Below are 23,106 nucleotides of genomic sequence, written 5' to 3'. Positions count from 1 at the left end.
AACACGGCCCCGGACCGGCCGAACAGCGATCATCCCGGACGGCCACAGGCCCCGCACGCGCCAGCCCCAGGACCGACCACACCCCAGCCGAACGACCAGCTGACGGGCACCACCGAAGCGTGATACGTCCAAACTTTCTCTACGTCTTCAAGGCGACCCGCTGGCGCGGGTCGCGCGCGGCACGGCCGCCCACCCGGCCCGCTCTCGGCTCCGCCACCGCGGGCCGGCCAGCGACCAGGCCGCGCAGAGACAGCACAGCGGACGAGCGGAAGCGCGGAGAAAGCCGGATGAGCCCGCACGGCGAGTGCCAGGCCGACAGCGAGGCGACGGCGGGGAGTTGGCCGGGCGCAGGCCCGGCGGTGGGGTCGGTTGGCTCCGTGGGCTTTACCCGCCTCCCCGGGGCGGGGCCCGCGTCGGGCAAGTCCAGGGGGCCACTCGTGCACATTGCGGGCAGGATCAAGACCTGCCCGAGTTGCCGGGCCAGCGTAGGGCCCCCTGACCATGCCCGACCCCAACCCGGGCAGAACACCGGCCAAAGCCCACTCCGCCGCCCTGTAGTCAGTAGCCCCAGCCCCGATCTATCACTCCCCCAGCAAAGGAGCAGGCCAGCTCGACAAGGCGTAGCCCTGGGGCCCCAACTGTCGGCGGGCCCCGCTACGATCGCGGCTCGGCAGCGCGACGATCTGGGGAGCGACCGTGCAGGAAACGAGCACCGTGGAGTTGGCCTACGTGCCGACGACCGCGGACGCAACGGGGGCACTCCGGGCGCGGATGCGGGCCACACCGGCGGGGCGGCTGCAGAGCGGGATTATCCTCGCCAGCGCGATCGTCGTGCTGGGCGCTCTTGTCGTGACCCTCACGTTGCCGAAGGGACCCCACCTCGGGTTGACGGTGCTCTGCCTCGCGGCGCTGGCCCTGCTCATCGGTCTGCACGTGCTGGTACCCGCCCTGCAGGCACGGCAGGTACACCGGATGGTCGCCCCGCAGGGGGAATTCCGGGCTGTTGTGGGCGAAGCCGGGGTGCGGCTGACCTCGCAAGACAGCGAGACGACGTTCCGATGGCCGATGATCACCCGGTACGCGGAGAATGACACGCTCTTCGTGCTGATGACACCCGACAAGCACAGCGTCGGCATTGTCGTCCTCCCCAAGCGCGGCGCCGCGATACCGCCGGATGTCGACCGCTTGCGGGCCATCCTCGACCGGAACGCCACCCGGGTCTGATCCAAGCTCGCCGTACTGCAAAGCCGCCAGTCCGGGCTCACGGTCACCGCGCTCGTGCCAAGCTCATCTACGCGTGCCCGCGACGTGCCCTGGTGCTCCGGCCGCGCGGTGGCGCTTGACTGGGTCATTGAGACGGAGAGCTCACGGCACCCTCGGCCCACGCCACCAGGCCCGACCCGCCGTTTCCTTGCTTGTATCAAGGACCCCGGCCCACCGTGGGCGGGCCGGGGCGGGCGCGGGCTGATCGGTCGGTGAGGTGCCGCTGATCCGCCGCGCGCGGTCCCCGGCCCCTGGGCAATAGCTGGTGGGGCCTGCCCGGGGCCTCGCGCGTCGGACCAGCGTCCCTCCCACCGCCTGACCAGCCCCAAGCGCCCGCACCACCACGTGGGGCTGGTCATGCCCGAGATGAATGAGGTCGGCATCCCTTGGGGTCTTGCTACACGCTCAACATCTTTCACTGCCCTGTCGATCCAGCCGGCCACGGGCACGAGACCAGCCTCAAGTAGCAACCGTCACGGCAACGCATGCACATGCGGCCCCACGGAACCTGACCACGAATTCCCCGCAGCCGCATCCCAGTTCGTAGACCACGTCATCGCCCCCCGCAGCCCGGGATACGTCCGGGACGGCTTGAACGACCCGCACCCCGTCCCCTTCGTCAGGCAGTCCAGCGCGCTGTTCACCACCGACGGGGATACGTACCCACTCCCCGCCGCCCGCGTCGACGCCGGCAACCCCAGTCCCACCTGCGACGGTGACAGCCCGCCCTCCAGCTGGATGCACGCCAGCGCCGTCAGGAAGTCCACCGAGCCCTGCGCGTACACCTTGCCGTCGCAGCCGAGCATCGAACCACTGTTGTAGTACTGCATGTTGACGACGGTGAGGATGTCCTTCACGTTCAGCGCGGTCTGGAAGTAGGAGTTCGACGTCGACTGCATGTCGATCGTCTGCGGCGCCATCGTCAACACCATCGACGGCCCCGCCTTCGCCGACAACGCCCGCAACGCCTGCGTCATATACGTCGCGTTGAGGCCGTTCTCCAGGTCGATGTCGACGCCGTCGAAGCCGTACGTCTGCATGAGCGAATAGAGGGAGTTCGCGAAGTTCGTCGCGGACGTCGAGTCGTTCACCGTCACCGTGCCGCGCTCGCCGCCCACCGAGATGATGACCTTCTTCCCGGCCGCCTGCTTCGCCTTCACGTCCGCCTTGAACTGGTCGACCGGGTAGCCGCCGAGCCCCGCCGAGTCCAGGTTGAAGGTCACCGCGCCCGGCGTCGTCGTCGCGTCCGCGAACGCCACCGCGATGATGTCGTACTGGGACTGGACGGCGGAGAGGCGTTGCACCGTCGCGCCGTTGTCGAAGTTCTGCCAGTAGCCCGTCACCGCGTGCTGCGGGAGGGCTGTGCCTCCGTCGTCGGGCAGTGCCGTCGTCGTTCCGGTCACCGCGGCCGACTTCGCCGACTCGCCCGCCGCGTTCGTCGCCGTGATCTGGAAGGTGTACGACGTCGAGGCCGCCAGCCCGGTCACGGTCGCCGACGTTCCGGTCACCGCCGTCACCTTCGTGCCGTTGCGGTAGATGCTGTAGTCCGTCGCACCCGACACCGGGTTCCAGGACAGCGACACCGACGAGGAGGTCGTACTCGACACCGACACACCACCCGGCGCGCCCGGGATCGTCGGTGCCGGGTCGCCGCCACCGCCGCCGTCCGGGCCGTACACCGACACGTCGTCCGCGTAGTACGGCGCCTGGCCGTACCAGCCGTGTGTGTACACCGTCACCGATGTCGTCGACGAGCCTGTGCTGAAGGTCGTCGACAGCTGCTTCCAGGCAGTCGAGTCCGGGGTCCAGGTCGACACGTCCGTCGTTCCCGTGCCTGTCACGCCCAGATAGGCGTACGCGCCCTGTACCCACGCGCTCAGCGTGTACGTCGAGTTCGGCCGGACGGTGACCGTCTGGGCGCACCGTGCGTTGTCCTGCCCGGCCGGGGTCGCCTTGAGGGCGACCGAGCCGGAGTGCGTCGGCGAGGAGACCGTCGTACCGCTGCCCGCGGAACAGGTCCAGTTGGTCAGGGCGGACTCGTAGCCGGCGTTCTTGACGTTGTTGACGTCCGCGGCGGATGCCACACCCGCGCCGGTTACGCCTACGCCGCCGAGAGTGAGTAGTGCGGTGACTGCTGCCGCCCAAAGGCGTCTTGGCGCGCGGTCCACTGGGGCCTCCGGTGGGGGAGAGGAGTTGAGGACGACGGTGGCCACCGCTGCACGTACAAGTTGGTCCAGACCAATGCCCTTGTCAAGAGGTCCGGACCGGAATGCGCGTCAAGCGTCGTACCCCACCCAACCCCCGTCCGTGTCCAGCGAGATGCGTAACCTGCCCTGTTTTGGCGTGTCTTGCGAATCGCCAGTTCTCCTCTGGCTGCAGAAAGGCTGTTCTCCGGTCACAAAGGCGTGGATACAGTTCTCGGGAGTCACGCACTGAAGTCAAACAGGTATGTCGGAGTGACGCCGGTCGACCGAACCGGGCGGTGAAGCGGGGAGCGCGCGTGCCAACTGCCATTGCCGTGACCAGTGCCGATCTGGCGCTGCCGCCGCAGGATGAGCGAACCGTGCCCGCCGTCGTGCTGCGGGACCTGGACCGGCAGCCGTTGGATCACTCCCTGGTCGTCATGCAGGGGTTGATCGAGCAGCACGGGCACGTGATCGTCGTCTGTTCACAGGCGGCACCCCGGGCCGTGCGGCAGCGGCTGCACACCGTGCGGTCCCTTCTCGAGAGTGACCGTGTCGCCCTGTTCCGGCCCGATCTGCCGCCCCTCGGAGTCGCCGTCCTGGCCCGTCAGTTGAGACAGCTGGCTTCCTGCGACCTCAGCCCGGGCGTCCTCGCCTCGGCCGGCCGGCTGCTCACCCACTACATCCACGCCGGGGCGCTGCTCGGCTCCGTGGCAAAGCTCGACCGGGTGCCCGTCGGGCTGAAGGCGCACGCCAAGTCCTGGGTGCCCGGCGCGCAGTTCGGCGTACTCGCACATCCGGAACCGCAGCTCGTCCGGATCGCCCCCGACGCCACCCTCGCGGGGCCGGAGTTCGCGACCTCGCTGCTCGTCGCCAAGGGGCAGCTGCAGTCCGACTGGGTCACCGCGCACCTCGCCAAGTCCTGGAACGTCCAGGGGCTGCGCGAGGCCGGCCTGCCCGCCGAGTCCGCCGCCTGGTGGGGGACCTCGAAGCTGATCGAGTTCTGCGCGTATCTGCCCGACCTGCCCGTGCTCTATCAGCTGGTGACCTCTGTACGGCAGGGCGTCTGCCACTGGTGCGGCATCGATGTCATCGGCGACCGCTGTGTCTTCTGTTCCGCGACCCCGCCCCCAGCCCCCGACCGGCCGGCCCTCACCGGCTGACCGTCCCCGACCCCGACCCGACCGCTCTCGGCCGATTCCCCCAATGAGGTTGCACGGTTCATGAACTCCCGTCAGCGCCGCGGCGTGATACTCCTGCTCCTGTCGGTCGTCTGCGCCCTCGGCGCCTTCGCCGGCGTCCTGTCCGTCATCAGTGACGTGAAGTCCAAGGTCGGCCCCGAGGTCACCGCGTACCGGGTCAAGACGAACGTGACGCCCTATACGGCGCTCCGCGCGGGGCAGTTCGAGAAGATCGAGATGCCCGAGCGGTGGCTGTCGGAGAACGCGGTCACCAACCTCCGGGAGATCCAGGGCAAGATCGCCGTCACCACCCTGCGCGCGGGGTCCCTGCTGCAGAGCGACATGATCGTGGCCCAGCCCGCGCTCCAGGCGAACGAACAGGAGGTCGCCATCATGATCGACGCGGCGACCGGCGTGGCGGGGAAGATCACCCCGGGTTCCACGGTCAACGTCTACGCCACCTTCGAGGGCGAGCGCGACGGCGCCCCCGACCAGGCGAAGATCATCGTCACCAACGCCAGGGTCCTCGACGTGGGCAAGCTGACCCCGCTCGAACCCACCGAGAGCAACCGCAGCCGGCAGCTCACCGAGGCCGTCCCGATCACCTTCGCGCTCTCCACCCTCGACGCCCAGCGCATCACGTACGCCGAGTCGTTCGCCGAGCAGGTGCGGCTCGCGCTGGTGGCGCCCGGCGGCGGCAGCGACATCGCCGAGAAGGACCGTACGTACGAACTCGCGACGGACAAGTGAGAGGCCCGCATGCCCACGAGGATCCTCCCGGCAGTCGGCGACGCGGACGCGGTCCGGTCCCTCACGACTCTGCTCAGCCAGCTCCCGGACGCCGAGCCGGTGGCCCCGGTCGTCGACTCCACCCAGCTCGTCGACACCCTCGCCCGCCTCGCCGCCGAGTCGGTCGACGAACTGCCCGAGGTCGTGGTCGTGCACGAGCGGATCGGCCCGGTCCCGGCGCTGGAGCTGATCCGCGAGGTCGCGCTGCGCTTCCCCGCCGTCGGCGTCATCCTCGTCACCTCCGACGCCGGCCCCGGCCTCTTCCAGGCCGCCATGGACTACGGCGCCCGCGGCCTCGTCGCGCTCCCGATCAACTACGAGGAACTCGCCAGCCGCGTCCAGGCGGTCGCCCAGTGGTCGGTGGGCGTACGGCGTCACCTCGGCGCCGGTATCGAGGTGTACAGCGGCGGGGTCGGCGGCACGGTCGTCACCGTCAGCGGCGCCAAAGGAGGTGTGGGGACCACCCTCACCGCCATCCAGCTCGCCCTCGCCGCCCAGGCGTCCGGCCGGACCGCCGCCCTCGTCGACATGGACCTCCAGGCCGGCGACATCGCCTCCTACCTGGACATCCAGTTCCGCCGCTCGGTCGCCGACCTCGCCACCATCACCGACATCTCCCCGCGCGTCCTGGCCGACGCCGTCTTCCGCCACGACACCGGCGTCGCCCTGCTCCTCGCCCCCGGCGAGGGGGAGCGCGGCGAGGAGGTCACCGACCGCGCCGCCCGCCAGATCGTCACCGCCCTGCGCTCCCGCTACGAGGTCGTCGTCGTCGACTGCGGCGCCCAGATGAGCGGGGCGAGCGCGGCCGTGGTGGAGATGGCGGACACGGCCCTGCTGGTCACGACCCCGGACGTGGTCGCGGTCCGGGGCGCCAAGCGCACGGTCCGGATGTGGGACCGGCTGCAGATCCGCAAGGCGGAGGAGACGACCGTCGTCGTCAACCGCCACACCCGCGGTGCGGAGATACAGCCCGCCCTCATCCAGAAGATCACCGGCACGGGCGTCGCCGCCACCGCGATCCCCGCCAACTGGAAGGAACTCCAGGGCGCCGTGGACGCCGGCCGCGTCCACGAACTCGACAGCAAGGGCGCGGTCAAGCAGGCGATGTGGGGGCTCGCGGGGGAGCTGGGGCTGGTCAAGGCCCCCGAAGGCGCCCAGAAACACGCCAAGTTCCGGGGGGACCGGGGCGCTGTGAGCTTCCGAAGGCGAGGGTGAGCGTGCTTTCACGCAGGGGACTGTTACGCGGGGGACTGTCACGCAGGCAACCGTCACGCAGGGAACTGTCGCGTTGGGTGCGGTCGCGCCGGGGGCGGGACGAGGGCCAGGTCGCCATCGAGTTCCTCGGCATGCTGCCGCTGATCCTTCTGACACTGGTGCTGCTGTGGCAGTTCGTGCTGCTGGGGTACACGTTCACGCTCGCGGGGAATGCTGCCGACGAGGCGGTACGGGCGGCTACCGCGGCCGATCCGGGGGCCCGGGAGGGGGCGTGCGAGGCGGCAGGGCTGGAGAAGCTGCCGGACGCGTGGGGCGGCACGGTGTCGTGCGGCACCGGCGGCGGCTATGTCACCGCCGACGTCACGCTCCGGGTCCCCGTCCTCTTCCCGGGCTCGATCGGCTTCCCGTTCGAGGTCGAGGGCCACGCGGGGGCCGTAGAGGAGGAGACGGGCTGAGATGGCGTACCAGCGCAGTCATCGCGATCGCGGTCAAGTCGCACTCGAATACCTCGGGTTCATCCCGATCCTGATCCTCGTCGCCATGGCCGGCGTACAGATCGGGCTGATCGCCTACACCGCCCAGCAGGCGGGCACGGCGGCCCGGGCCGGTGCGCGGGCCGCCTCGCTCCAGGAGAGCGCCGCGGAGGGCTGCGCGAACGCGGTGAGCGACTGGCTGGCCCCCGACTGTCCCGCCGCGTACGGCGACGACACGGTGACGGTCACCGCCACCATCGACATCCCGTCCATCGTCCCCGGCTGGAACTTCGACCCCGCCCGGAAGACCGCCACCATGCCGCTCGACCACTGACGCGGGAACGAGGAACACCATGAGCCTGCGAGCACGCATCAACACCCCCGAGGAGAACGGCAGCAAGGGCGAGGACGGCCATCTGGTCGCCTCGTACCGCGCCAAGCTGCTCGAGGAGATCGACCTCGCGGAGATGTCCTCGCTGGCCGCGGCCGAGCGCCGGGCCCGGCTCGAGCGGGTGCTCGGGCACATCATCAGCCGTGAGGGACCGGTCCTGTCGACGGTCGAGCGTTCGCAGCTGATCCGGCGGGTCGTGGACGAGGCACTCGGCCTCGGCATCCTGGAACCGCTCCTCGAGGACGCGTCGATCACCGAGATCATGGTCAACGGCCCGGACGCGATCTTCGTCGAGCGGGCGGGCCGGGTCGAGCAGTTGCCGATCCGCTTCCCCTCCCACGACCAGCTGATGCAGACCATCGAGCGGATCGTCTCGACGGTCAACCGGCGGGTCGATGAGTCGAACCCCATGGTGGACGCCCGCCTCCCGTCCGGCGAGCGCGTGAACGTCATCATCCCGCCGCTCTCCCTCACCGGCGCGACCCTCACGATCCGCCGCTTCCCGCGCTCCTTCACGTTGCACGAGATGATCGGCCTCGGCTCGCTCGACGAGCACATGGTGTATCTGCTGGCCGGGCTGGTGCAGGCGAAGGCCAACATCATCGTCTCGGGCGCGACCGGCACCGGAAAGACGACGCTGCTGAACGCGCTGTCGGGCCTGATCCCCGAGTCCGAGCGCATCATCACCATCGAGGACTCCGCCGAACTCCAGCTCCAGCAGGCACACGTCATCCGCCTGGAGTCCCGCCCCCCGAACGTCGAGGGCAAGGGCCAGGTCACCATCCGCGACCTGGTCCGCAACTCCCTCCGGATGCGCCCCGACCGGATCGTGGTCGGTGAGGTCCGCGGCGGCGAGTCCCTCGACATGCTCCAGGCCATGTCGACGGGCCACGACGGCTCGCTGGCCACCGTGCACGCCAACAGCACGGAGGACGCGCTGATGCGGCTGAAGACCCTGGCGTCGATGTCCGACGTGGCGGTCCCCTTCGAGGCGCTGCACGACCAGATCAACAGCGCGGTGGACGTCATCATCCAGCTGACCCGCTTCCCGGACGGCGCCCGCCGGATCACCGAGATCGCGATCCTGGAGAGCCACGGCTCGGAGCCGTACCGCCTGGCGTCGGTGGCCCGCTTCCAGGCGCAGCCCATGGCGCCGGACGGCCGCGTCCACGGCGCCTTCGAGTACCACCCCCTGCCGCGCCGGACCGCCGACCGCCTCTACATGGCGAGCCAGCCGATCCCCCAGGCCTTCGGCATCGCCCGGACCGCAGACCAGCTCGCCATCCGAGAAGCCAGGTAGGAACCGCTGTTATGGACCCCGCTGTTATGGACCCCGCTGTTATGGACCCCGTTGCCATGGATCCCGTTGCCATGGATCCCGTTGCTTTGGAACTCCAGACCCGCATCACGCTCACCACCGGCATCGCGCTCCTGACCTGCGTCCTGGTCGTGCTGGGCCTGCACGCGTACGCGTCCGGCAGGGCACAGCGCCAGGCCCTGGTGGACCGCCTGTCCGCCACCGGCCAGATAACGGGCGGCGGCCGCCGACGCCGCTTCCACACCCTGGACCGCCGCCTGCGTCGTACGAAACTGGGCAAGAAGCTCGAACTACGGCTCGCGGCAACCGGCTTGGACGTCACGCCGGGTGAGTTCTTCGTCTACATGATGGCGACGGTGGCGGGGCTGTGGCTGATCGGCCAGGCGTCGCTGGCGCCCTTCTTCGGGCCGATCGCCGGACTGCTGGGCGTCGGGGTCGCGGTCCAGTTCCTCAACTGGCAACGCCAGAAGCGCATCGAGAAGTTCATCAACCAGCTCCCCGAACTGGCCCGCATCCTGGCCAACGCCGCCCACGCCGGCCTCGCGCTCCGCACGGCCATCGGCATGGCGGCGGAAGAGCTGGAGGCCCCGGCGGGTGAGGAACTGGCCAAGGTGGGCAACCAGTTGGCGGTCGGAGCCTCGATGGACGACGCCCTGAACGAGCTGGCGGAACGCCTCCCGTCCCGCGAACTGGTCGTCCTGGTGACCACGCTGGTCCTCTCGAACCGGGCGGGCGGCCAGGTGGTCAGCGCGCTGCGCAACCTGACGGAGACGCTGGAGGAGCGGAAGGAGACCCGGCGCGAGGTCCGTACCCAGCTCTCCCAGGTGAACATGACGTCGTACGCGGTCCCGGTACTGGGCGTGGGCTCCCTGTTCCTGATGAACGGCGTGAAGGACGGCGCCCTGGACCGGATGACGGGCTCCCCGGTCGGCCAGGCGGCGGTGCTCATCGCGTTCGCGCTGTACGCGGTCGGGTTCATCCTCATCCGCCGCCTGTCGCGGATCGACGTCTGAGGGGCGGGGAGTGGTCATGGGAGTGGGACTTCTGCTCGCGCTGGTGATGGGCCTGAGCGTCTGGGGCGTCTTCGCCGGCATCCGCATGTACCGCGCGGACGCCAAACTGCCCGGCGACCTGGCACTGGCGCTGGAGATCGGCGCGACCCGCACGGGCGCGGTGGACTCGCTGATCGACCGCATGGGCATGCGCTACGCCCCCGCGGTCCTACGGCTGATGGGCCCCAAGATGGTGGCCAGGTACCGCCGCAAGATCGACCTCGCGGGCAACCCCGGCGGCCTGACCATCGACCGCTACGCCGCGCGCAGGGCGGTCTACGGCTTCCTCGGCGGGGTCGGCTTCCTGGTGTTCCTGCTGCGCGGCGACGTACTGCTCGCCCTGCTGCTGCTGGCCTTCGGGGCGTTCTGGACGGAGGTCGGCATCTGGTCGGCGATCCGGATCAGGAAGGACGAGATCGAGCGCACCCTGCCGGACTTCCTGGACGTCCTGGCGGTGGTGGTGAGCGCGGGCCTGGGCTTCCGGCAGGCGCTGGACCGGGTGGCGTCGAAGTACGAGGGCCCCTGGGCGGACGAACTCCGGATCACGCTCCGCCAGATGGACCTGGGCATGAGCCGCCGCCATGCCTTCGCGGAGCTGAGGCGGCGGAACGACTCGGAGCAGGTCGCGATGTTCGTGACGGCACTGCAGCAGGGCGAGGAACTGGGCGCCCCGATCGTCGACACCCTGGTCGCGCTGGCCAAGGACATGCGCCGCACGGACGCCCAGAACGCCCGCCGCAAGGCCGCGCGGGCCGTCCCCAAGGCCACGATGATGATCACCACGTTCATGGTGCCGGCCACGATGATCCTGCTCGGGGCGGGGCTGCTGCTCGGCTCGGGGACGGACTTCGGCTCCATCACCGGGGAGTAGAGGGGGACGGGTGAGCACGATGCCGTTGATGAGGGCGAAGACACCGAGGGGCGGCGGCATCGGTGTGCTGCGCGCCCGCCCGAAGTCCCCGGAGACCATCACGCCGTCCGAGCACCCTACGACCCCCGCCATACCCCTCCAGGTCAACGCCCTCCAGGCGATGAGCCGCCAGGTCTTCGGCTTCCGCCTGGCCATGATCGCCCTCTCCGCCCCCGCGGCCCTGCTGAACGCGGCCCCCGGCCTGGGCGCCCGCCTGGTGGGAGCGGCGGTGGTCGTGACCTTCATGGGCTCCTACGTCCTCTTCCGGGACTGGGAACGCTTCGGCCCGCTCCTCCTCCGCCACCCCACCCTCCTCGCGGTGGACACCCTCTTCGCCTCGCTCCTCCTGATCTCCGCGGGCCCTGACACCACCCTCGCCTACGTCAGCGTCTGCACCCCCCTCCTCGCCGGCATCGTCTACGGCTGGCGGGGCGCCGCGGTCTTCGCCAGCCTCCAGGCGCTGATCCTCCTGCTGGTGTACGCGATCGCCCAGGACGCGGCGAACGCGACCGTCGCGGAGAAACTCCTGCTGCCCGGCTTCTGCGTCATCACCGGCGCGGTCGGCTCCACGCTCCGCGGCCTCATGCTCCGCTTCGGCACGGCCACCCAGGCCCTGACGACGGTCCAGGCCCGCCTGGCGGTCACCGAGGCGGTCGGCGCGGAACGGGCCCGGCTGGCCCGCGAGATGCACGACTCGGTGGCGAAGACCCTGCACGGCGTCGCCCTGGCCGCCGACGCCCTCGCCGCCTCGGCGGGCCGCGCCGACACGGCCCCGGCCCAGCTCAAGGAACGGGCGGAGCTGGTGGCCCGTTCCGCCCGCCAGGCCGCGGCAGAGTCCCGCGAACTCCTGGCGGACCTGCGCCGCGAATCCGACCCGGCGCACGGGACGGACGTACTGGCCGAACTGGCGTCCAGTGTGAAGGACTTCAGCACCAGGACGGGCGTACGGGCCACCTATCACCCCACAGGCGACGACAGCACCGCCGCACCCCGCGTCCCACCCGCTGTCGCCCGCCAGCTCCTCACCATCACCGAGGAGGCCATGGAGAACGCCCACCGCCACGCGAACCCGACCCGCGTCGACGTCCGGGCGGGCGTCCGCGACGACGTCCTCCTGCTCACGGTCTACGACGACGGCACGGGCCTGCCCCCCGGCACCACCCTCGAACACCTCCGCCGAACCGGCCACTTCGGCCTCCTCGGCATGGTCGAGCGAGCCGCCTCCGTGGGCGCCCGCATCGACATAGGCCGGGGCACCCACCCCCGAGGCACGGAGATCCGCCTCGAACTCCCCCTGGCGGCCCTGTCGGCCCTGACGACGACGAAGGCGACCCCATGAACGAGCCGCAGCCCGCCCCCCTCCGGGTGGTGGTGGCCGACGACAACCCGGTGGTCCGGGCCGGCCTCACGGCGCTCCTCTCCACCCACGAGGACATAAGGGTCGTGGCGGAGGCGGTGGACGGCCGCGAGGCCCACGACGCGGCCCGCCACCACCGCCCCGACGTGATCCTCCTGGACGTCCGCATGCCGGGCATGGACGGCATCACGGCCCTTCCTCACCTGGTACGGCTGGCCCCGGTCATGATGCTCACCTACAGCGGGGAGTCGGAGACGGTGCGGGAGGCGCTGCGGCGGGGGGCGGTCGGGTATCTGGTGCACGGGGAGTTCACGGCGGGGGAGTTGGTGGACGCCGTGCGGGAGGTTCGGCGGGGGAGGCGGCGGTTGACGCCGACGGCGGAGGTGGCGGTGGCTTCGTGGCCGGGGGCTCGGCTCGGGCTCCAAGATGCGATTGCACACGAAAATTCACCGCGAACATCCGCTTCACGTCCCAGTTTTCGGAAAGTGCTTTCGCAATCGCAATCGAGTGTGGGACAGTCGAGGTTCCAACTCAGCATGAGGGAGGCGGAGATCATGGACCTCATCGCGTCAGGCATGACGAACCAGCAGATCGCCGCCGCCTGCTTCATCACCGAGAAGACGGTCAAGAACCACATCAACCGCATCTTCGCCAAGCTCCACAGCACCAGCCGGGCGGAAGCCGCCGCCAAATGGCTGGGCACGGCCCCGGGAGACTGGCGATGACAATCGGCCGATCTTCGGACGGAGCCCCGATTTGGGCCCAGGGACCCTCTGACGTTCCGGTTGTTCTGGCGTACGTTCCTCGCGAGACTTACGAGCCCAGCGCTCAGCGATCGCCCGACACCGGAGGGGAACACCATGAGCAACTGGATCAACACCACCGTCGCATACCTGCGGGGGCGCTCCGCTCGCGACGACAAGGGGCAGACGGCGGTGGAGTATCTGGGCATCATCGCGGTGGTGGTGGCGATTGTGCTGGCTATTACGGGGACGGACATCGGGCAGCAGATCTACGACGCGATTGTGGAGAAGATCGACGAGCTCACCGGATGATCACGCGCCGCAAGTACGGCGACGCAGGGCAGGCCTTCCCCATCTACATCACGGTCGTGGGGGGCCTGCTCTTTCTTGCGTTCGCGTACCTTGCGGTCGGCCAGGCCGCAGCAAATCGCAACGGCGCCCAAACGGCAGCCGATGCGGCGGCACTCGCTGCGGCGCAGGACGCCCGGGACCAGCTCGCGGGGCAGTGGGTGGAGGACATACTCGACCCGATGAAGTGGCAGGACATCTTCGACGGCAACGTGGATGGACTGAGCCCGTCATGCTGGCGAGCCGATCAACTCGCGGCGCAGAACGACGCCCACGTAGAAGCCTGCGCTCCGACGGACCCTCTGGGCTACGAGGTCGAGGTCGAGACGGACACCCCCGTCGGGGACTCGATCGTCCCCGGCACGGAGGAGAAGTTCGCGAAGGCGTCCGCCACCGCGGTGATCGAGCCTCGCTGTGCGTTCGAACTCCCCGGCGAAGACGACGGGGGCGACGAGGGCGACGGGAACGACGTACTGCCACTGCCGCAGCTCACCTGCGAGGACAAGAACTGGGACCTGGACCCGAATGGCCCCGATGCTCTTCTTCCGGGCTCCGAGGACCTCTTCGACGTCCATCTGGCCGACTGACAGCGAACGACGAGTGACGAAGGAAGCAGAGGCATGAGTATTCGGTTCACGACGAAGGCCCGCAGGGGGATGGTCGCACTGACCGTTGCGGCCGGACTGGCCCTCGGCGTGGCCGGCTGCGGCAGTGGAAGCGACGCAGACAAGAAACCGGAGACATCGGCTTCCGCCTCCCAAGGCAAGCGTGGTGGGTCTGATCCGAGTACTCAGGAGGGGACGGACGAGCTGCTGGCCGAGCTCAAGGGCGAGGACGGCCTGATCCTCCAGATCACCTCTGCTCAGAGGGACTCAGGAGGGTTCGTCACTGTGAGCGGCGAGTTGAAGAACGACGGAGACGAGGCGGCTCGGGTTTCCGCACGGGTGTCGGGCGACGAGACCGAGATCATCAGGCACGGGACGTCGCTGGGCGGCGCAACCCTGGTCGACTCGGCGACTAAGAAGCGCTACTACGTACTGCGCGACACCGACGGCCGGCCCCTGACGACGACAAGCATGCCGAGGATCAAGGCCGGCGCTTCCATCCCGGTGTTCATGCAGTTCCCGGCCCCGCCCACCGACACAACCGAAGTCACCTTCCAGCTCCCGACGTTCGCCGCCGCCACCATCCAGATCTCCGGGTGAGGCCAAGATGACCCGCCTCTCCCTGACCCTCACCGCAGCCACCATCATGGTCGCGGCGAACATCTACGGCGCCACAACGGCGGACGCCGAAGACTCCCCCAGCGTCCCCCCGGGCACGGAAGCCTCCGCCTCCGCCCCCGTCGAGGTGGACGCCAACGACCCCGACCTGAAGCTCCCCGAGGGCGGCACCCTCGCCGAGCCGAAGGTCCTGGACATCAAGCAGGTCGTCGAGGACCAGACCGGCGACGAACGCCGCGAGGACACCAACGCGGACGTGAAGTTCGCGCTCCAGTCGGAGGTGCTGTTCCCGAAGGACAGCGCGAAGCTGACCGGTGAGGCGAAGTCCCGTATCGCGGCGATCGCGGAGGAGATCACGACGCAGAACGCGTCGAAGATCCGGGTCTTCGGTTTCACGGACAACCTGGGCTCCTCGGCCCACGGCGACGTCCTGTCGAAGCAGCGCGCCAACGCCGTACAGAAGGTCCTGGAGTCGGAGCTGAACGACTCGGCCGTCACCTACGAGGTACGCGGCTACGGCGAGCAGTACCCCATCTCCTCCAACGCCACGGAGTCGGGCCGCAAGAAGAACCGAAGGGTGGAGGTCTCCTTCCCCCGCACGTCCTGAACGAAATCCCCGCCTGCTCCGTCGGTACTCAAGAGGTCGGACAGATCTCCGGACTGAGGGGTGGGTGGGCAGTGATGGCAGAGGTACTTGCGGCCAGGCGGGGCAGGTTCACATGGGTGTTGTCGGCGGCGGCCGTCGTCACGGTGGCCGTCGGCGGCTGTACGTCGGTGAGCGGTGGTGGTGGTGGCGACTCCGCGGCGTCCTGTGTGTTCCTGGCCGAGTACGCGAACCGTACGTACTCCGACGTGGCGAACGTCGACTTCACCGTGGGGGACGAGCTCGGCACCGCCACCCTCCCCACCTGCGACGACACCCCGAACGACAACGACGATGGCGAGACCGCCCCGGCCGTGACGACCGCCTACGCGGTCGAGGGCCTGGACCCCAGCATCGCCATCGCGGTGGGCGAGGCACCCGATGACGTCGTGTTCGTCGCGGTCCGCTCGGGCACGGAGATTCCCCCCGAGGTCCAGAAGCTGATCGACGGCTCCTGACAGACGTGGCCCGGTGCCGGGGCCCGGGTCACACTCCACCCCCGGCAACCTCCACCTCCACCCGCACCCCAATCCGCAACCCCCACCCCACCATTACCCCGGCCCCCGCCTCCAGCACATGCCGGGACCGAAGCCGCGGCAGTCCGAGCCGCCCGGGCCGCATGGTGCGTACGGCGATGACACGGAGACGGCGATCGAGGTAGGCCACGTCGATGGGCATCCGCATACGAAAGGTGTGCACCTGGCCGGCAGGCGTGAGCAGCAGCGCCCCGTCGACGGAGTCCCGCCCGAGCAGCCCCCGCGTGCGGGCCCGATAGGACGAGGCGACCTCCAGCGGAACGACGACACGCCCCTGTTCCCCGTGCACCACCAACTCGCCCCGCCCATCACGCCACCGCGCCATACCCAGACACCTCCGGCCCTGCCTCCCGCCCGCACCGTGCAACAAGGCGTGACAATAGACCCGCCCCGGCACACCCACCCACCGCTCACAAAGAGGTGACCGGCAGATGCCGAAGATCGTGCTGATGATGTCCCTGTCGCTCGACGGCTACTTCGAAGGCCCCGACCGGGACATCTCCTGGCACCGCGTCGACGACGAACTGCACCAGCACTTCAACGACGTCGTCCGGCAGATGGGCGGCATCCTCCACGGCCGCGTCACCTACGAACTCATGGCCGACTTCTGGCCCACCGCCGACGCCGATCCCGACATCCCCGCAACCATGGCCGAGTTCGCCGGGATCTGGCGGGAGATCCCGAAGTACGTCTACTCGCGGAAACTCGACCACGCCGACTGGAACACCACCGTCGTCCACGAGGTCGTCCCCGAGGAGATCCGGGCGCTGAAGGAGCAGGCCGGGGGAGACCTCGGGCTCGGCGGGGCCGACCTCGCCGCCACCTTCCTGCGGTACGGGCTCGTCGACGAGTTCCGGATCTACGTCCATCCCGTGCTCGTCGGCCGCGGCCGGCAGCTCTTCCCCAAAGCCGAAGCCGAGGCTGGGGCCGGGGACGTCACAGCCCTTCGGCTCGTCGAGACCCGGACCTTCGGCAACGGCGTCGTACTGCTGCGCTATGAGAGGGAGAAGGAGGACAAGGACGTCACCGGGGGCCGGTAATGCGGTTGTGAGGGCAGCCGGACCTCGATAGGAAGCTGTCATGACTGGACTCGGTGCTGTCTTCCGTCCGCAACTGCCCCCCGAACGACTGCGCGTCCTCGCCCGCCTCGCCGACGACACCGGACTCGAGGAGCTCTGGCTCTGGGAGGACTGCTTCCTGGAGGGCGGCATCTCCACGGCCGCCGCCGCCCTCGCCTGGACCGAGCGCGTCAGGATCGGCGTCGGACTGCTGCCCGTGCCCCTGCGGAACGTCGCCGTCACCGCGATGGAGACCGCCACGCTGCACCGCATGTTCCCGGGCCGTGCGATCGTCGGCGTAGGACACGGCGTACAGGACTGGATGGGGCAGGTCGGGGCGCGGGTCGAGTCGCCGGTGACGCTGCTGCGCGAGCATCTCCTCGCCCTGCGTGCCCTGTTGCGCGGGGAGCGGCTCACCACCGAGGGGCGGTACGTCAGGCTCGACGACGTCGGCCTGGACTGGCCGCCCCTCGGCCCCGACACCGTGCCCGTCCTCGCCGGCGCCACCGGCCCACGCTCCCTGCGGCTCTCCGGCGAGGCCGCCGACGGGACGGTACTCACCGCCGGCACACCGCCCGAGGGCGTACGGAGGGCCCGTCAGCTCATCGACGAGGGGCGGGAGTCCGCCGGGCGTACCGACCCGCACCAGGTCGTCGTCTACCTCCTCACCGCCACCGGCCCGGACGGACCCGCCCGGCTCAGGGCCGAGCTCGCCGAGATGGACCTGGGCGCCGTCCCGGACCTCGGTGTCGCCGGTGACGCCGGCGCCGTCGCCAAGGCCGTCCAGCGGCTCGCGGACGCCGGTGCCGACACGGTGGTCCTCCAGCCGACGGCGGACGAAGCCGACCCCGAGGCCTTCATCCGCTTCGCGGCGCAGGAAGTACGACCGCTGGTCCCGTAACCGTTCCTGCGGACTGAGCAGGAGTGAGTCCGCTCAGCCGCACGCCCCGAACGGTCTTGGGCGTACTGGTCCCCGGCGTACTCGACCCCGGGGCGGCGACACGCATCCTGTGCGCCGCCGAGCAGCTGACGCCCCCTTCCTGACCCTTTCCTCACACGTCATCCCGCCGGAGAAAAATCAGCGGCGGTGGCCGACCGTGCTCTGCGACGATCAGCCCATGGGAGAGCAGCAGGGCCGAAGCCACCGCCGCTACGACGAACTCGTCGCCGAAGCCGTCGCCGCCCCCACCGAGGGCTGGGACTTCTCCTGGTTCGAGGGACGGGCCACCGAGGCACGGCCGTCATGGGGATACGCCACGTCCCTCGCCGAGCGGCTGGCCGGGGCGGAGGCCGCCCTCGACATCCAGACGGGTGGAGGGGAAGTACTCGACTTCGCCCTCGGACGCGCCCTGAAGTCCCCGGCCGTCACGGTCGCCACCGAGGGCTGGCCGCCGAACGCCGCCAAGGCCACCGCCCTCCTCCGGCCGCGCGGCGTCGCGGTCGTCGCCGCGCCCGAGGACGCCCGGCTGCCCTTCGCGGACGACACGTTCGACCTCGTGAGCAGCCGGCACCCGGTCGGCCCGCGGTGGGCGGAGATCGTCCGCGTGCTGCAGCCCGGCGGCAGGTACTTCGCGCAGCACGTCGGGCCCCGCAGCGCCTACGAGGTCGTCGAGTACTTCCTCGGCCCGCTGCCCGCCGAGCGGAGCAGCGACCGTCATCCCGATCGTGAACGCGCCGCCGCCGAGGCCGCCGGCCTCGAGATCGTCGACCTGCGGGCCGAGCGGCTGCGCATGGAGTTCCACGACATCGGCGCCGTCGTCCACTTCCTCCGCAAGGTGATCTGGATGGTCCCCGGCTTCACGGTCGAGGCGTACGAGCACCAACTCCGCGCCCTGCACGACCGCATCGAGACTGAGGGGCCCTTTCGTGGCCCACAGCACCCGCCACCTCGTCGAGGCCCACAAGCCCAACGAGTGAGCGCCGAATGAGGTCAGATCCTGTCCTCTGTTAACAAGGTCGCACGGTTGCCTCAAAGGCGCATGTTGCAAACCGTGCAATCGGTGTATGCGGGGCGGATCGCCCCTGTGCTTCCAAGGGCTCCAGGCGGCTTCCACATTGTTATCGCGGGCGGCTCGCCTGCGTTCCGCCTCTCACCTGAGTTCAGACCAAGGCAATTCGCGTAAGCAAAGTTGCGTGGCGGCATCGCGCGGTGGAGGGGGTTGCGCGGTGCCGTGCACTCCCTGCTGGACGCGCATCACACCCTGGCCGGGCCCGATGTGAGGAAGGCGCCCGCCCCCTCCACCGGGCGTTCACTGCCCGGCTCGCCCGGTGGAGGGGGCGGGGACAACACGCCGAACGGGTCCCAAGATCCGGCAAACCCTCCGGATCTCTCCGCATCCCACCCGTTTGCCCAGGGAATACGCCGCGATCCGGCCATGCGGCACCCCGAAAAGGGCCCTCTGCGGCCACCGGCCCGTCGTCGGCCGGTTTCGGAGAGTAGTCATGGCGCGCCGCTGTACGCAGGAGCACTTACGAAGGGTTATGGTGGAAACCCCCCCTCGGGCCGGTCCGTCTCCCCCCCACGGACCGGCCCGTTTTTCTGTGTCGTTTTCTTTGCCGTTTTCTTTGCCGTTTTCTTTGCCGTCCGGTTTGAGTGGTGCAAGGGCCCCTCACCCGGGCCTGACACTCGTTGGCGGCGCCTCGGTACCGCGGGGGTAGGCTTCGCCTCCGGGGGACCGCCATACGGACCCCGCGGGGACCGCCATGCGGACAGGGGTCGCCCACGGCCGAGCGCCGGGTTCGGGCCGCGCCTGTCCATCCGTATACGGAGGGGCTGACAATCACGTGAACCTGCGCGACATGCTGCGCGGCCTGTTGGTCAGGCTGTACGCACGCCGGGTGGAAGGCCACCTGGACCACGCTCAGGTGCCCAAGCACATCGGCGTCATCATGGACGGCAACCGGCGCTGGGCGAAGGCCGCGGGTTCCAGCACCGTGCACGGTCACCGGGCCGGCGCGGAGAAGATCGAGGAGTTCCTCGGCTGGTGCTCCGAGACGGACGTCGAGGTCGTCACCCTCTGGCTGCTGTCGACGGACAACTTCGACCGCCCCCAGGACGAGCTGGGCCCCCTCCTCGGGATCATCGAGGACGTCGTGCGCACCCTCGCCACCGACGGCCGCTGGCGGGTCCACCACGTCGGCACCCCCGACCTGCTGCCCTCCCCGATGCAGAATGCGCTGAAGGAGGCCGAGGAGACCACCGCGCACGTCGACGGGATAGTCGTCAACGTCGCCATCGGCTACGGCGGCCGTCAGGAGATCGCCGACGCGGTCCGCTCGATGCTCCTCGACGCGCAGGACAAGGGCACCTCGATGGACGAGCTCGCCGAGGCCGTCGACATCGACATGATCGGCCGTCACCTCTACACCGGTGACCAGCCCGACCCCGACCTGGTGATCCGCACCAGCGGCGAGCAGCGGCTGTCCGGCTTCATGCTCTGGCAGACGGCCCATTCCGAGTACTACTTCTGTGACGTCTTCTGGCCGGCCTTCCGCAAGGTCGACTTCCTGCGCGCCCTGCGCGACTACGCCGCGCGCCACCGGCGTTACGGCGGCTGACCACGCGCCTGTCCGGCGGTCGTCCCGGGACGGAAGTAACAAGGAGTTCATCAGCGCGCCGTCATATGCGCTGGCATGGCATCGCATGTTCGAGGGCATAAGCCAAGCAGGTCGACACCCGAACCACGGGTGTCGTATCTCAGCGGGCGGCACGGGGCCGTCCGCCCGGGAGGCCCTTTGCACCAGCCCGATCGTGCGGTCAGCACGGACGCAGCGGAGGGCCGGTTTTCGGCCCGTGCAGGGCGCCGAACTCCGGTCCAGCTCCACTCCGTCGCTCCCCGACCTCATCCGAGGGGGTACGTCCTTCCGTGGTGACCAGCACAAAGCGCCACAAGCCAGACCGGCGCACCTACGTTCTCGACACCAGCGTCCTGCTGGCCGACCCGCACGCAATGAACCGCTTCGACGAGCATGAAGTCGTGCTCCCGATCGTTGTGGTCACCGAGCTGGAGGCCAAGCGGCACCATCCCGAACTCGGCTACTTCGCCCGGCAGGCCCTGCGCCTGCTCGACGACTACCGCGTCCGGTACGGCCGCCTCGACGCCCCCATTCCGATCGGGGAACTCGGCGGCACGATCCGTGTCGAGCTCAATCACTCGGACCCCAGCGTGCTGCCCAGCGGCTACCGCCTGGGGGACAACGACTCCCGCATCCTCGCGGTGGCCCGCAATCTGCAGGCCGAGGGGTTCGACGTCACGGTCGTGTCGAAGGACCTCCCGCTCAGGATCAAGGCATCGTCGGTCGGTCTCCTCGCCGAGGAGTACCGCGCCGAGCTCGCCATCACGGACTCCTCCGGCTGGACCGGAATGTCCGAACTGACCCTGCCCGGCGAGCAGGTGGACATCCTCTTCGAGGAGGGGCACGCCTATGTGCCCGAGGCCGCCGAGCTGCCCGTGCACACCGGACTGACCATCCTGTCCGAGCGGGGCAACGCGCTCGGCCGGGTCACGCCCGAGGGCAACGTCCGTCTCGTGCGCGGCGACCGGGAGGCGTTCGGCATCAAGGGCCGGAGTGCCGAGCAGCGCATCGCGCTCGATCTGCTCCTCGACCCGGACGTGGGCATCGTGTCCATGGGCGGCCGGGCCGGCACCGGCAAGTCGGCGCTCGCGCTGTGCGCGGGTCTGGAGGCGGTTCTCGAACGCCGTCAGCACCAGAAGGTGATGGTCTTCCGGCCGCTGTACGCGGTGGGCGGGCAGGAGCTCGGCTATCTGCCCGGCTCCGAGGCCGAGAAGATGAGCCCCTGGGCGCAGGCGGTCTTCGACACGCTGTCCGCGGTCACCAGCCGCGAGGTCATCGAGGAGGTCACCGCGCGCGGGATGCTCGAGGTCCTGCCGCTCACCCACATCCGCGGGCGCTCGCTGCACGACGCGTTCGTGATCGTGGACGAGGCGCAGTCGCTGGAGAGGAACGTACTTCTTACGGTTCTGTCCCGAATCGGGGCGAATTCGCGGGTGGTTCTCACTCATGACGTCGCCCAGCGGGACAATCTGCGAGTCGGGCGCTACGACGGTGTGGTCGCCGTCGTCGAGAAGCTGAAGGGGCATCCGCTCTTCGCCCACGTCACGCTGACGAGGTCCGAGAGGTCCCAGATCGCGGCGCTTGTGACCGAAATGCTCGAAGATGGCCATGTCTGAGTGATCTGAGGTCAGTTGGCGCCGTCCGGAAAGGCCAAGAGCCTAGCCGGGCGGCGCCTTGGCGTGTGCGGCTTTCCGAGAATCCCCTGAGGCAAACGAGGTGTGAGCTTTCACACGCAACTCGGAATTGCCTTGCGGCGTCCGGTTACGGCAGAGTCTCACTCCTGTCAGGCCCCGCATACGACACACCTGTACCCCCAGCGGTACGGCACCACAGCAACACCACAGCCAACTCCACAGCGTCGTCGTATGCCGCCCGAGCTTCACGCGGCGCTCCCCTTGGGGGAGTTGCCCACCGGGTCCGTGCCTCCCGTGACCCCGCAGTTGGGAGGCCAGCGCCAGGGGCACGATTGCGTCCGCCAGGGTCACCGAAGCGGGCGATGCTGGAAGGAAACCGTGTGAGTCCGATTTCGGTCCGGGGATTCGCAGTGGCCTCTGCCACCGCGGTCACCGCTGTCGGAAGCGTCGTCGGCGTTGCCTCGGGCAGCACCGCGCAGAACAACGACGCCGAGGCGACGGCAGCCGATTCGACGCTCCTCGCGGACATACCCGCGGGCCAGCAGGCCCAGGTGCAGACCGCGTCGCTGACGGCTCAGGCCAACGTGCAGGCCATTGCCGCCGACACGAGCGCCAAGAAGGACGCCGAGGAGGCGGCCCGCAAGGAGGCCGCCAAGACCGCGCGCGACAAGAAGGAAGCCGCCGAGGAGGCGGCACGCAAGGCCAAGGCAGAAGCCGAGGCCAAGGCGAAGGCCGCCAAGGACCCCTCCGACTTCCCCGTCGCGAGCTCGTACACCATCGCGCAGATCCAGTCGATGGCGCGGCAGATGGTGCCGAGCGACCAGTGGACGTGCTTCAGCAACATCGTGGACCACGAGTCCGACTGGAACTACCGGGCGGTCAACCCCTCCTCCGGCGCGTACGGCCTCTTCCAGGCCCTGCCCGGTTCCAAGATGTCGTCCGTGGGCGACGACTGGCGGACCAACCCCGCCACCCAGATCAAGTGGGGCCTGAACTACATGGACAGCCGGTACGGCTCCCCGTGCGAGGCCTGGTCGTTCTGGCAGGCCAACAACTGGTACTGAGCCGACCGACCGCGGCCCCGGGCCGCCGCTCAACCCTGCGCAGCCCCTCACCGTCCTTTCGGTGAGGGGCTTTCGCGCACCTCCGTGTACGGTCGGGACATCACGGCTCCAGGGGGGAGTGGTGGGGAAGAACGGGGGAGAGGGACGGA

Annotated in this window: 23 protein-coding genes and 1 pseudogene; 22 read left to right on the top strand and 2 right to left on the bottom strand. The window is 69.6% G+C overall.

Going from position 1 to position 23,106, the window contains the following annotated elements; all coding sequences use genetic code 11:
• Positions 1-714: 714 nt before the first annotated feature.
• The gene (locus AQJ91_RS07080; RefSeq protein ID WP_159054502.1) at positions 715-1,224 is read left to right on the top strand and encodes a YcxB family protein; all 510 of its coding nucleotides are present in this window, start codon (positions 715-717) and stop codon (positions 1,222-1,224) included.
• 512 nt (positions 1,225-1,736) lie between these two features.
• Here the strand turns inward: AQJ91_RS07080 and AQJ91_RS07075 are convergent.
• On the bottom strand, positions 1,737-3,431 hold the full coding sequence (locus tag AQJ91_RS07075) for a chitinase (RefSeq protein ID WP_107122364.1): 1,695 nt from the start codon (positions 3,429-3,431) through the stop codon (positions 1,737-1,739).
• Between the two features lie 332 nt (positions 3,432-3,763).
• On the opposite strand from AQJ91_RS07075, the gene AQJ91_RS07070 reads away from it, so the two are divergent.
• From AQJ91_RS07070 to AQJ91_RS07000, 15 genes are all read left to right on the top strand, one after another.
• Positions 3,764-4,609 carry a hypothetical protein gene (locus AQJ91_RS07070; protein ID WP_199847869.1) on the top strand — a complete coding sequence of 282 codons (846 nt, stop codon included), beginning with the start codon at positions 3,764-3,766 and terminating at the stop codon, positions 4,607-4,609.
• A gap of 60 nt (positions 4,610-4,669) precedes the next feature.
• On the top strand, positions 4,670-5,377 hold the full coding sequence (cpaB, locus tag AQJ91_RS07065) for a Flp pilus assembly protein CpaB (protein ID WP_067017523.1): 708 nt from the start codon (positions 4,670-4,672) through the stop codon (positions 5,375-5,377).
• 9 nt (positions 5,378-5,386) lie between these two features.
• A complete protein-coding gene (locus AQJ91_RS07060) occupies positions 5,387-6,631 on the top strand; it encodes a CpaE/TadZ family protein (protein ID WP_067017521.1) in 1,245 nt (414 codons plus the stop codon).
• A 131-nt stretch (positions 6,632-6,762) separates the two neighbouring features.
• Positions 6,763-7,086 (top strand): pilus assembly protein, encoded by a 324-nt coding sequence (locus AQJ91_RS07055; RefSeq protein ID WP_234381911.1) that lies wholly within the window; start codon positions 6,763-6,765, stop codon positions 7,084-7,086.
• 1 nt (position 7,087) lies between these two features.
• Complete coding sequence (locus tag AQJ91_RS07050) at positions 7,088-7,438, top strand: TadE/TadG family type IV pilus assembly protein (protein WP_067017517.1); 351 nt, start codon at positions 7,088-7,090, stop codon at positions 7,436-7,438.
• 19 nt (positions 7,439-7,457) lie between these two features.
• Positions 7,458-8,795: a TadA family conjugal transfer-associated ATPase gene (locus AQJ91_RS07045; protein WP_067017515.1), complete on the top strand. Its 1,338-nt coding sequence runs from the start codon at positions 7,458-7,460 to the stop codon at positions 8,793-8,795.
• 71 nt (positions 8,796-8,866) lie between these two features.
• Positions 8,867-9,826 (top strand): type II secretion system F family protein, encoded by a 960-nt coding sequence (locus tag AQJ91_RS07040; RefSeq protein ID WP_107122363.1) that lies wholly within the window; start codon positions 8,867-8,869, stop codon positions 9,824-9,826.
• 22 nt (positions 9,827-9,848) lie between these two features.
• Positions 9,849-10,736 carry a DUF5936 domain-containing protein gene (locus AQJ91_RS07035; protein WP_107122372.1) on the top strand — a complete coding sequence of 296 codons (888 nt, stop codon included), beginning with the start codon at positions 9,849-9,851 and terminating at the stop codon, positions 10,734-10,736.
• A gap of 19 nt (positions 10,737-10,755) precedes the next feature.
• Entirely contained in the window at positions 10,756-12,114 is a 1,359-nt protein-coding gene (locus AQJ91_RS07030) for a sensor histidine kinase (RefSeq protein WP_079084769.1), read from the top strand.
• Positions 12,111-12,857 carry a response regulator gene (locus AQJ91_RS07025; RefSeq protein WP_067017509.1) on the top strand — a complete coding sequence of 249 codons (747 nt, stop codon included), beginning with the start codon at positions 12,111-12,113 and terminating at the stop codon, positions 12,855-12,857. The genes AQJ91_RS07030 and AQJ91_RS07025 overlap by 4 nt, the downstream gene beginning before the upstream one ends.
• Positions 12,858-12,992: 135 nt before the next feature.
• A complete protein-coding gene (locus AQJ91_RS07020; protein WP_067017507.1) occupies positions 12,993-13,187 on the top strand; it encodes a Flp family type IVb pilin in 195 nt (64 codons plus the stop codon).
• Entirely contained in the window at positions 13,184-13,810 is a 627-nt protein-coding gene (locus tag AQJ91_RS07015) for a pilus assembly protein TadG-related protein (protein WP_067017505.1), read from the top strand. Before AQJ91_RS07020 ends, AQJ91_RS07015 begins: the two co-directional genes overlap by 4 nt.
• Positions 13,811-13,843: 33 nt before the next feature.
• The gene (locus AQJ91_RS07010; RefSeq protein WP_067017503.1) at positions 13,844-14,428 is read left to right on the top strand and encodes a hypothetical protein; all 585 of its coding nucleotides are present in this window, start codon (positions 13,844-13,846) and stop codon (positions 14,426-14,428) included.
• A 7-nt stretch (positions 14,429-14,435) separates the two neighbouring features.
• Entirely contained in the window at positions 14,436-15,053 is a 618-nt protein-coding gene (locus AQJ91_RS07005) for an OmpA family protein (RefSeq protein WP_067017501.1), read from the top strand.
• 74 nt (positions 15,054-15,127) lie between these two features.
• Positions 15,128-15,547 carry a DUF6281 family protein gene (locus AQJ91_RS07000; protein ID WP_067017499.1) on the top strand — a complete coding sequence of 140 codons (420 nt, stop codon included), beginning with the start codon at positions 15,128-15,130 and terminating at the stop codon, positions 15,545-15,547.
• 28 nt (positions 15,548-15,575) lie between these two features.
• On the opposite strand, the gene AQJ91_RS06995 is transcribed toward AQJ91_RS07000, so the two are convergent.
• Positions 15,576-15,950 (bottom strand): DUF192 domain-containing protein, encoded by a 375-nt coding sequence (locus tag AQJ91_RS06995; RefSeq protein ID WP_067017497.1) that lies wholly within the window; start codon positions 15,948-15,950, stop codon positions 15,576-15,578.
• 106 nt (positions 15,951-16,056) lie between these two features.
• Between AQJ91_RS06995 and AQJ91_RS06990 the strand changes: the two genes are divergently transcribed.
• The 6 genes and pseudogenes from AQJ91_RS06990 to AQJ91_RS06965 all read left to right on the top strand — a co-directional run bounded on the left by AQJ91_RS06990 (position 16,057) and on the right by AQJ91_RS06965 (position 22,957).
• Positions 16,057-16,665 (top strand): dihydrofolate reductase family protein, encoded by a 609-nt coding sequence (locus tag AQJ91_RS06990; protein ID WP_067017495.1) that lies wholly within the window; start codon positions 16,057-16,059, stop codon positions 16,663-16,665.
• A gap of 40 nt (positions 16,666-16,705) precedes the next feature.
• The gene (locus tag AQJ91_RS06985; protein ID WP_067017493.1) at positions 16,706-17,584 is read left to right on the top strand and encodes an LLM class flavin-dependent oxidoreductase; all 879 of its coding nucleotides are present in this window, start codon (positions 16,706-16,708) and stop codon (positions 17,582-17,584) included.
• A 217-nt stretch (positions 17,585-17,801) separates the two neighbouring features.
• Positions 17,802-18,600 (top strand): annotated as a pseudogene (locus AQJ91_RS06980) (methyltransferase domain-containing protein).
• An 867-nt stretch (positions 18,601-19,467) separates the two neighbouring features.
• A complete protein-coding gene (locus tag AQJ91_RS06975; protein WP_067017491.1) occupies positions 19,468-20,241 on the top strand; it encodes an isoprenyl transferase in 774 nt (257 codons plus the stop codon).
• A gap of 308 nt (positions 20,242-20,549) precedes the next feature.
• Positions 20,550-21,875 (top strand): PhoH family protein, encoded by a 1,326-nt coding sequence (locus AQJ91_RS06970; RefSeq protein WP_067017489.1) that lies wholly within the window; start codon positions 20,550-20,552, stop codon positions 21,873-21,875.
• Positions 21,876-22,273: 398 nt separating this feature from the next.
• Complete coding sequence (locus tag AQJ91_RS06965) at positions 22,274-22,957, top strand: aggregation-promoting factor C-terminal-like domain-containing protein (protein ID WP_079084735.1); 684 nt, start codon at positions 22,274-22,276, stop codon at positions 22,955-22,957.
• The last annotated feature ends 149 nt before the right edge of the window (positions 22,958-23,106 follow it).

Source organism: Streptomyces dysideae, assembly GCF_001514305.1.
Taxonomy (GTDB): domain Bacteria; phylum Actinomycetota; class Actinomycetes; order Streptomycetales; family Streptomycetaceae; genus Streptomyces; species Streptomyces dysideae.
Note: the sequence above shows the minus strand (reverse complement) of the source record. Positions and strands in the feature narration are given on the sequence as shown.

Excerpts from the sequence above, each read along its gene's own strand:
- cpaB (WP_067017523.1), top strand. The coding sequence starts at position 4,670 with ATGAACTCCCGTCAGCGCCGCGGCGTGATACTCCTGCTCCTGTCGGTC.
- AQJ91_RS07060 (WP_067017521.1), top strand. The coding sequence starts at position 5,387 with ATGCCCACGAGGATCCTCCCGGCAGTCGGCGACGCGGACGCGGTCCGG.
- AQJ91_RS07055 (WP_234381911.1), top strand. The coding sequence starts at position 6,763 with ATGCTGCCGCTGATCCTTCTGACACTGGTGCTGCTGTGGCAGTTCGTG.
- AQJ91_RS07050 (WP_067017517.1), top strand. The coding sequence starts at position 7,088 with ATGGCGTACCAGCGCAGTCATCGCGATCGCGGTCAAGTCGCACTCGAA.
- AQJ91_RS07045 (WP_067017515.1), top strand. The coding sequence starts at position 7,458 with ATGAGCCTGCGAGCACGCATCAACACCCCCGAGGAGAACGGCAGCAAG.
- AQJ91_RS07040 (WP_107122363.1), top strand. The coding sequence starts at position 8,867 with ATGGATCCCGTTGCTTTGGAACTCCAGACCCGCATCACGCTCACCACC.
- AQJ91_RS07030 (WP_079084769.1), top strand. The coding sequence starts at position 10,756 with ATGCCGTTGATGAGGGCGAAGACACCGAGGGGCGGCGGCATCGGTGTG.
- AQJ91_RS07025 (WP_067017509.1), top strand. The coding sequence starts at position 12,111 with ATGAACGAGCCGCAGCCCGCCCCCCTCCGGGTGGTGGTGGCCGACGAC.
- AQJ91_RS07020 (WP_067017507.1), top strand. The coding sequence starts at position 12,993 with ATGAGCAACTGGATCAACACCACCGTCGCATACCTGCGGGGGCGCTCC.
- AQJ91_RS07015 (WP_067017505.1), top strand. The coding sequence starts at position 13,184 with ATGATCACGCGCCGCAAGTACGGCGACGCAGGGCAGGCCTTCCCCATC.
- AQJ91_RS07010 (WP_067017503.1), top strand. The coding sequence starts at position 13,844 with ATGAGTATTCGGTTCACGACGAAGGCCCGCAGGGGGATGGTCGCACTG.
- AQJ91_RS07005 (WP_067017501.1), top strand. The coding sequence starts at position 14,436 with ATGACCCGCCTCTCCCTGACCCTCACCGCAGCCACCATCATGGTCGCG.
- AQJ91_RS07000 (WP_067017499.1), top strand. The coding sequence starts at position 15,128 with ATGGCAGAGGTACTTGCGGCCAGGCGGGGCAGGTTCACATGGGTGTTG.
- AQJ91_RS06995 (WP_067017497.1), bottom strand. The coding sequence starts at position 15,950 with ATGGCGCGGTGGCGTGATGGGCGGGGCGAGTTGGTGGTGCACGGGGAA.
- AQJ91_RS06990 (WP_067017495.1), top strand. The coding sequence starts at position 16,057 with ATGCCGAAGATCGTGCTGATGATGTCCCTGTCGCTCGACGGCTACTTC.
- AQJ91_RS06985 (WP_067017493.1), top strand. The coding sequence starts at position 16,706 with ATGACTGGACTCGGTGCTGTCTTCCGTCCGCAACTGCCCCCCGAACGA.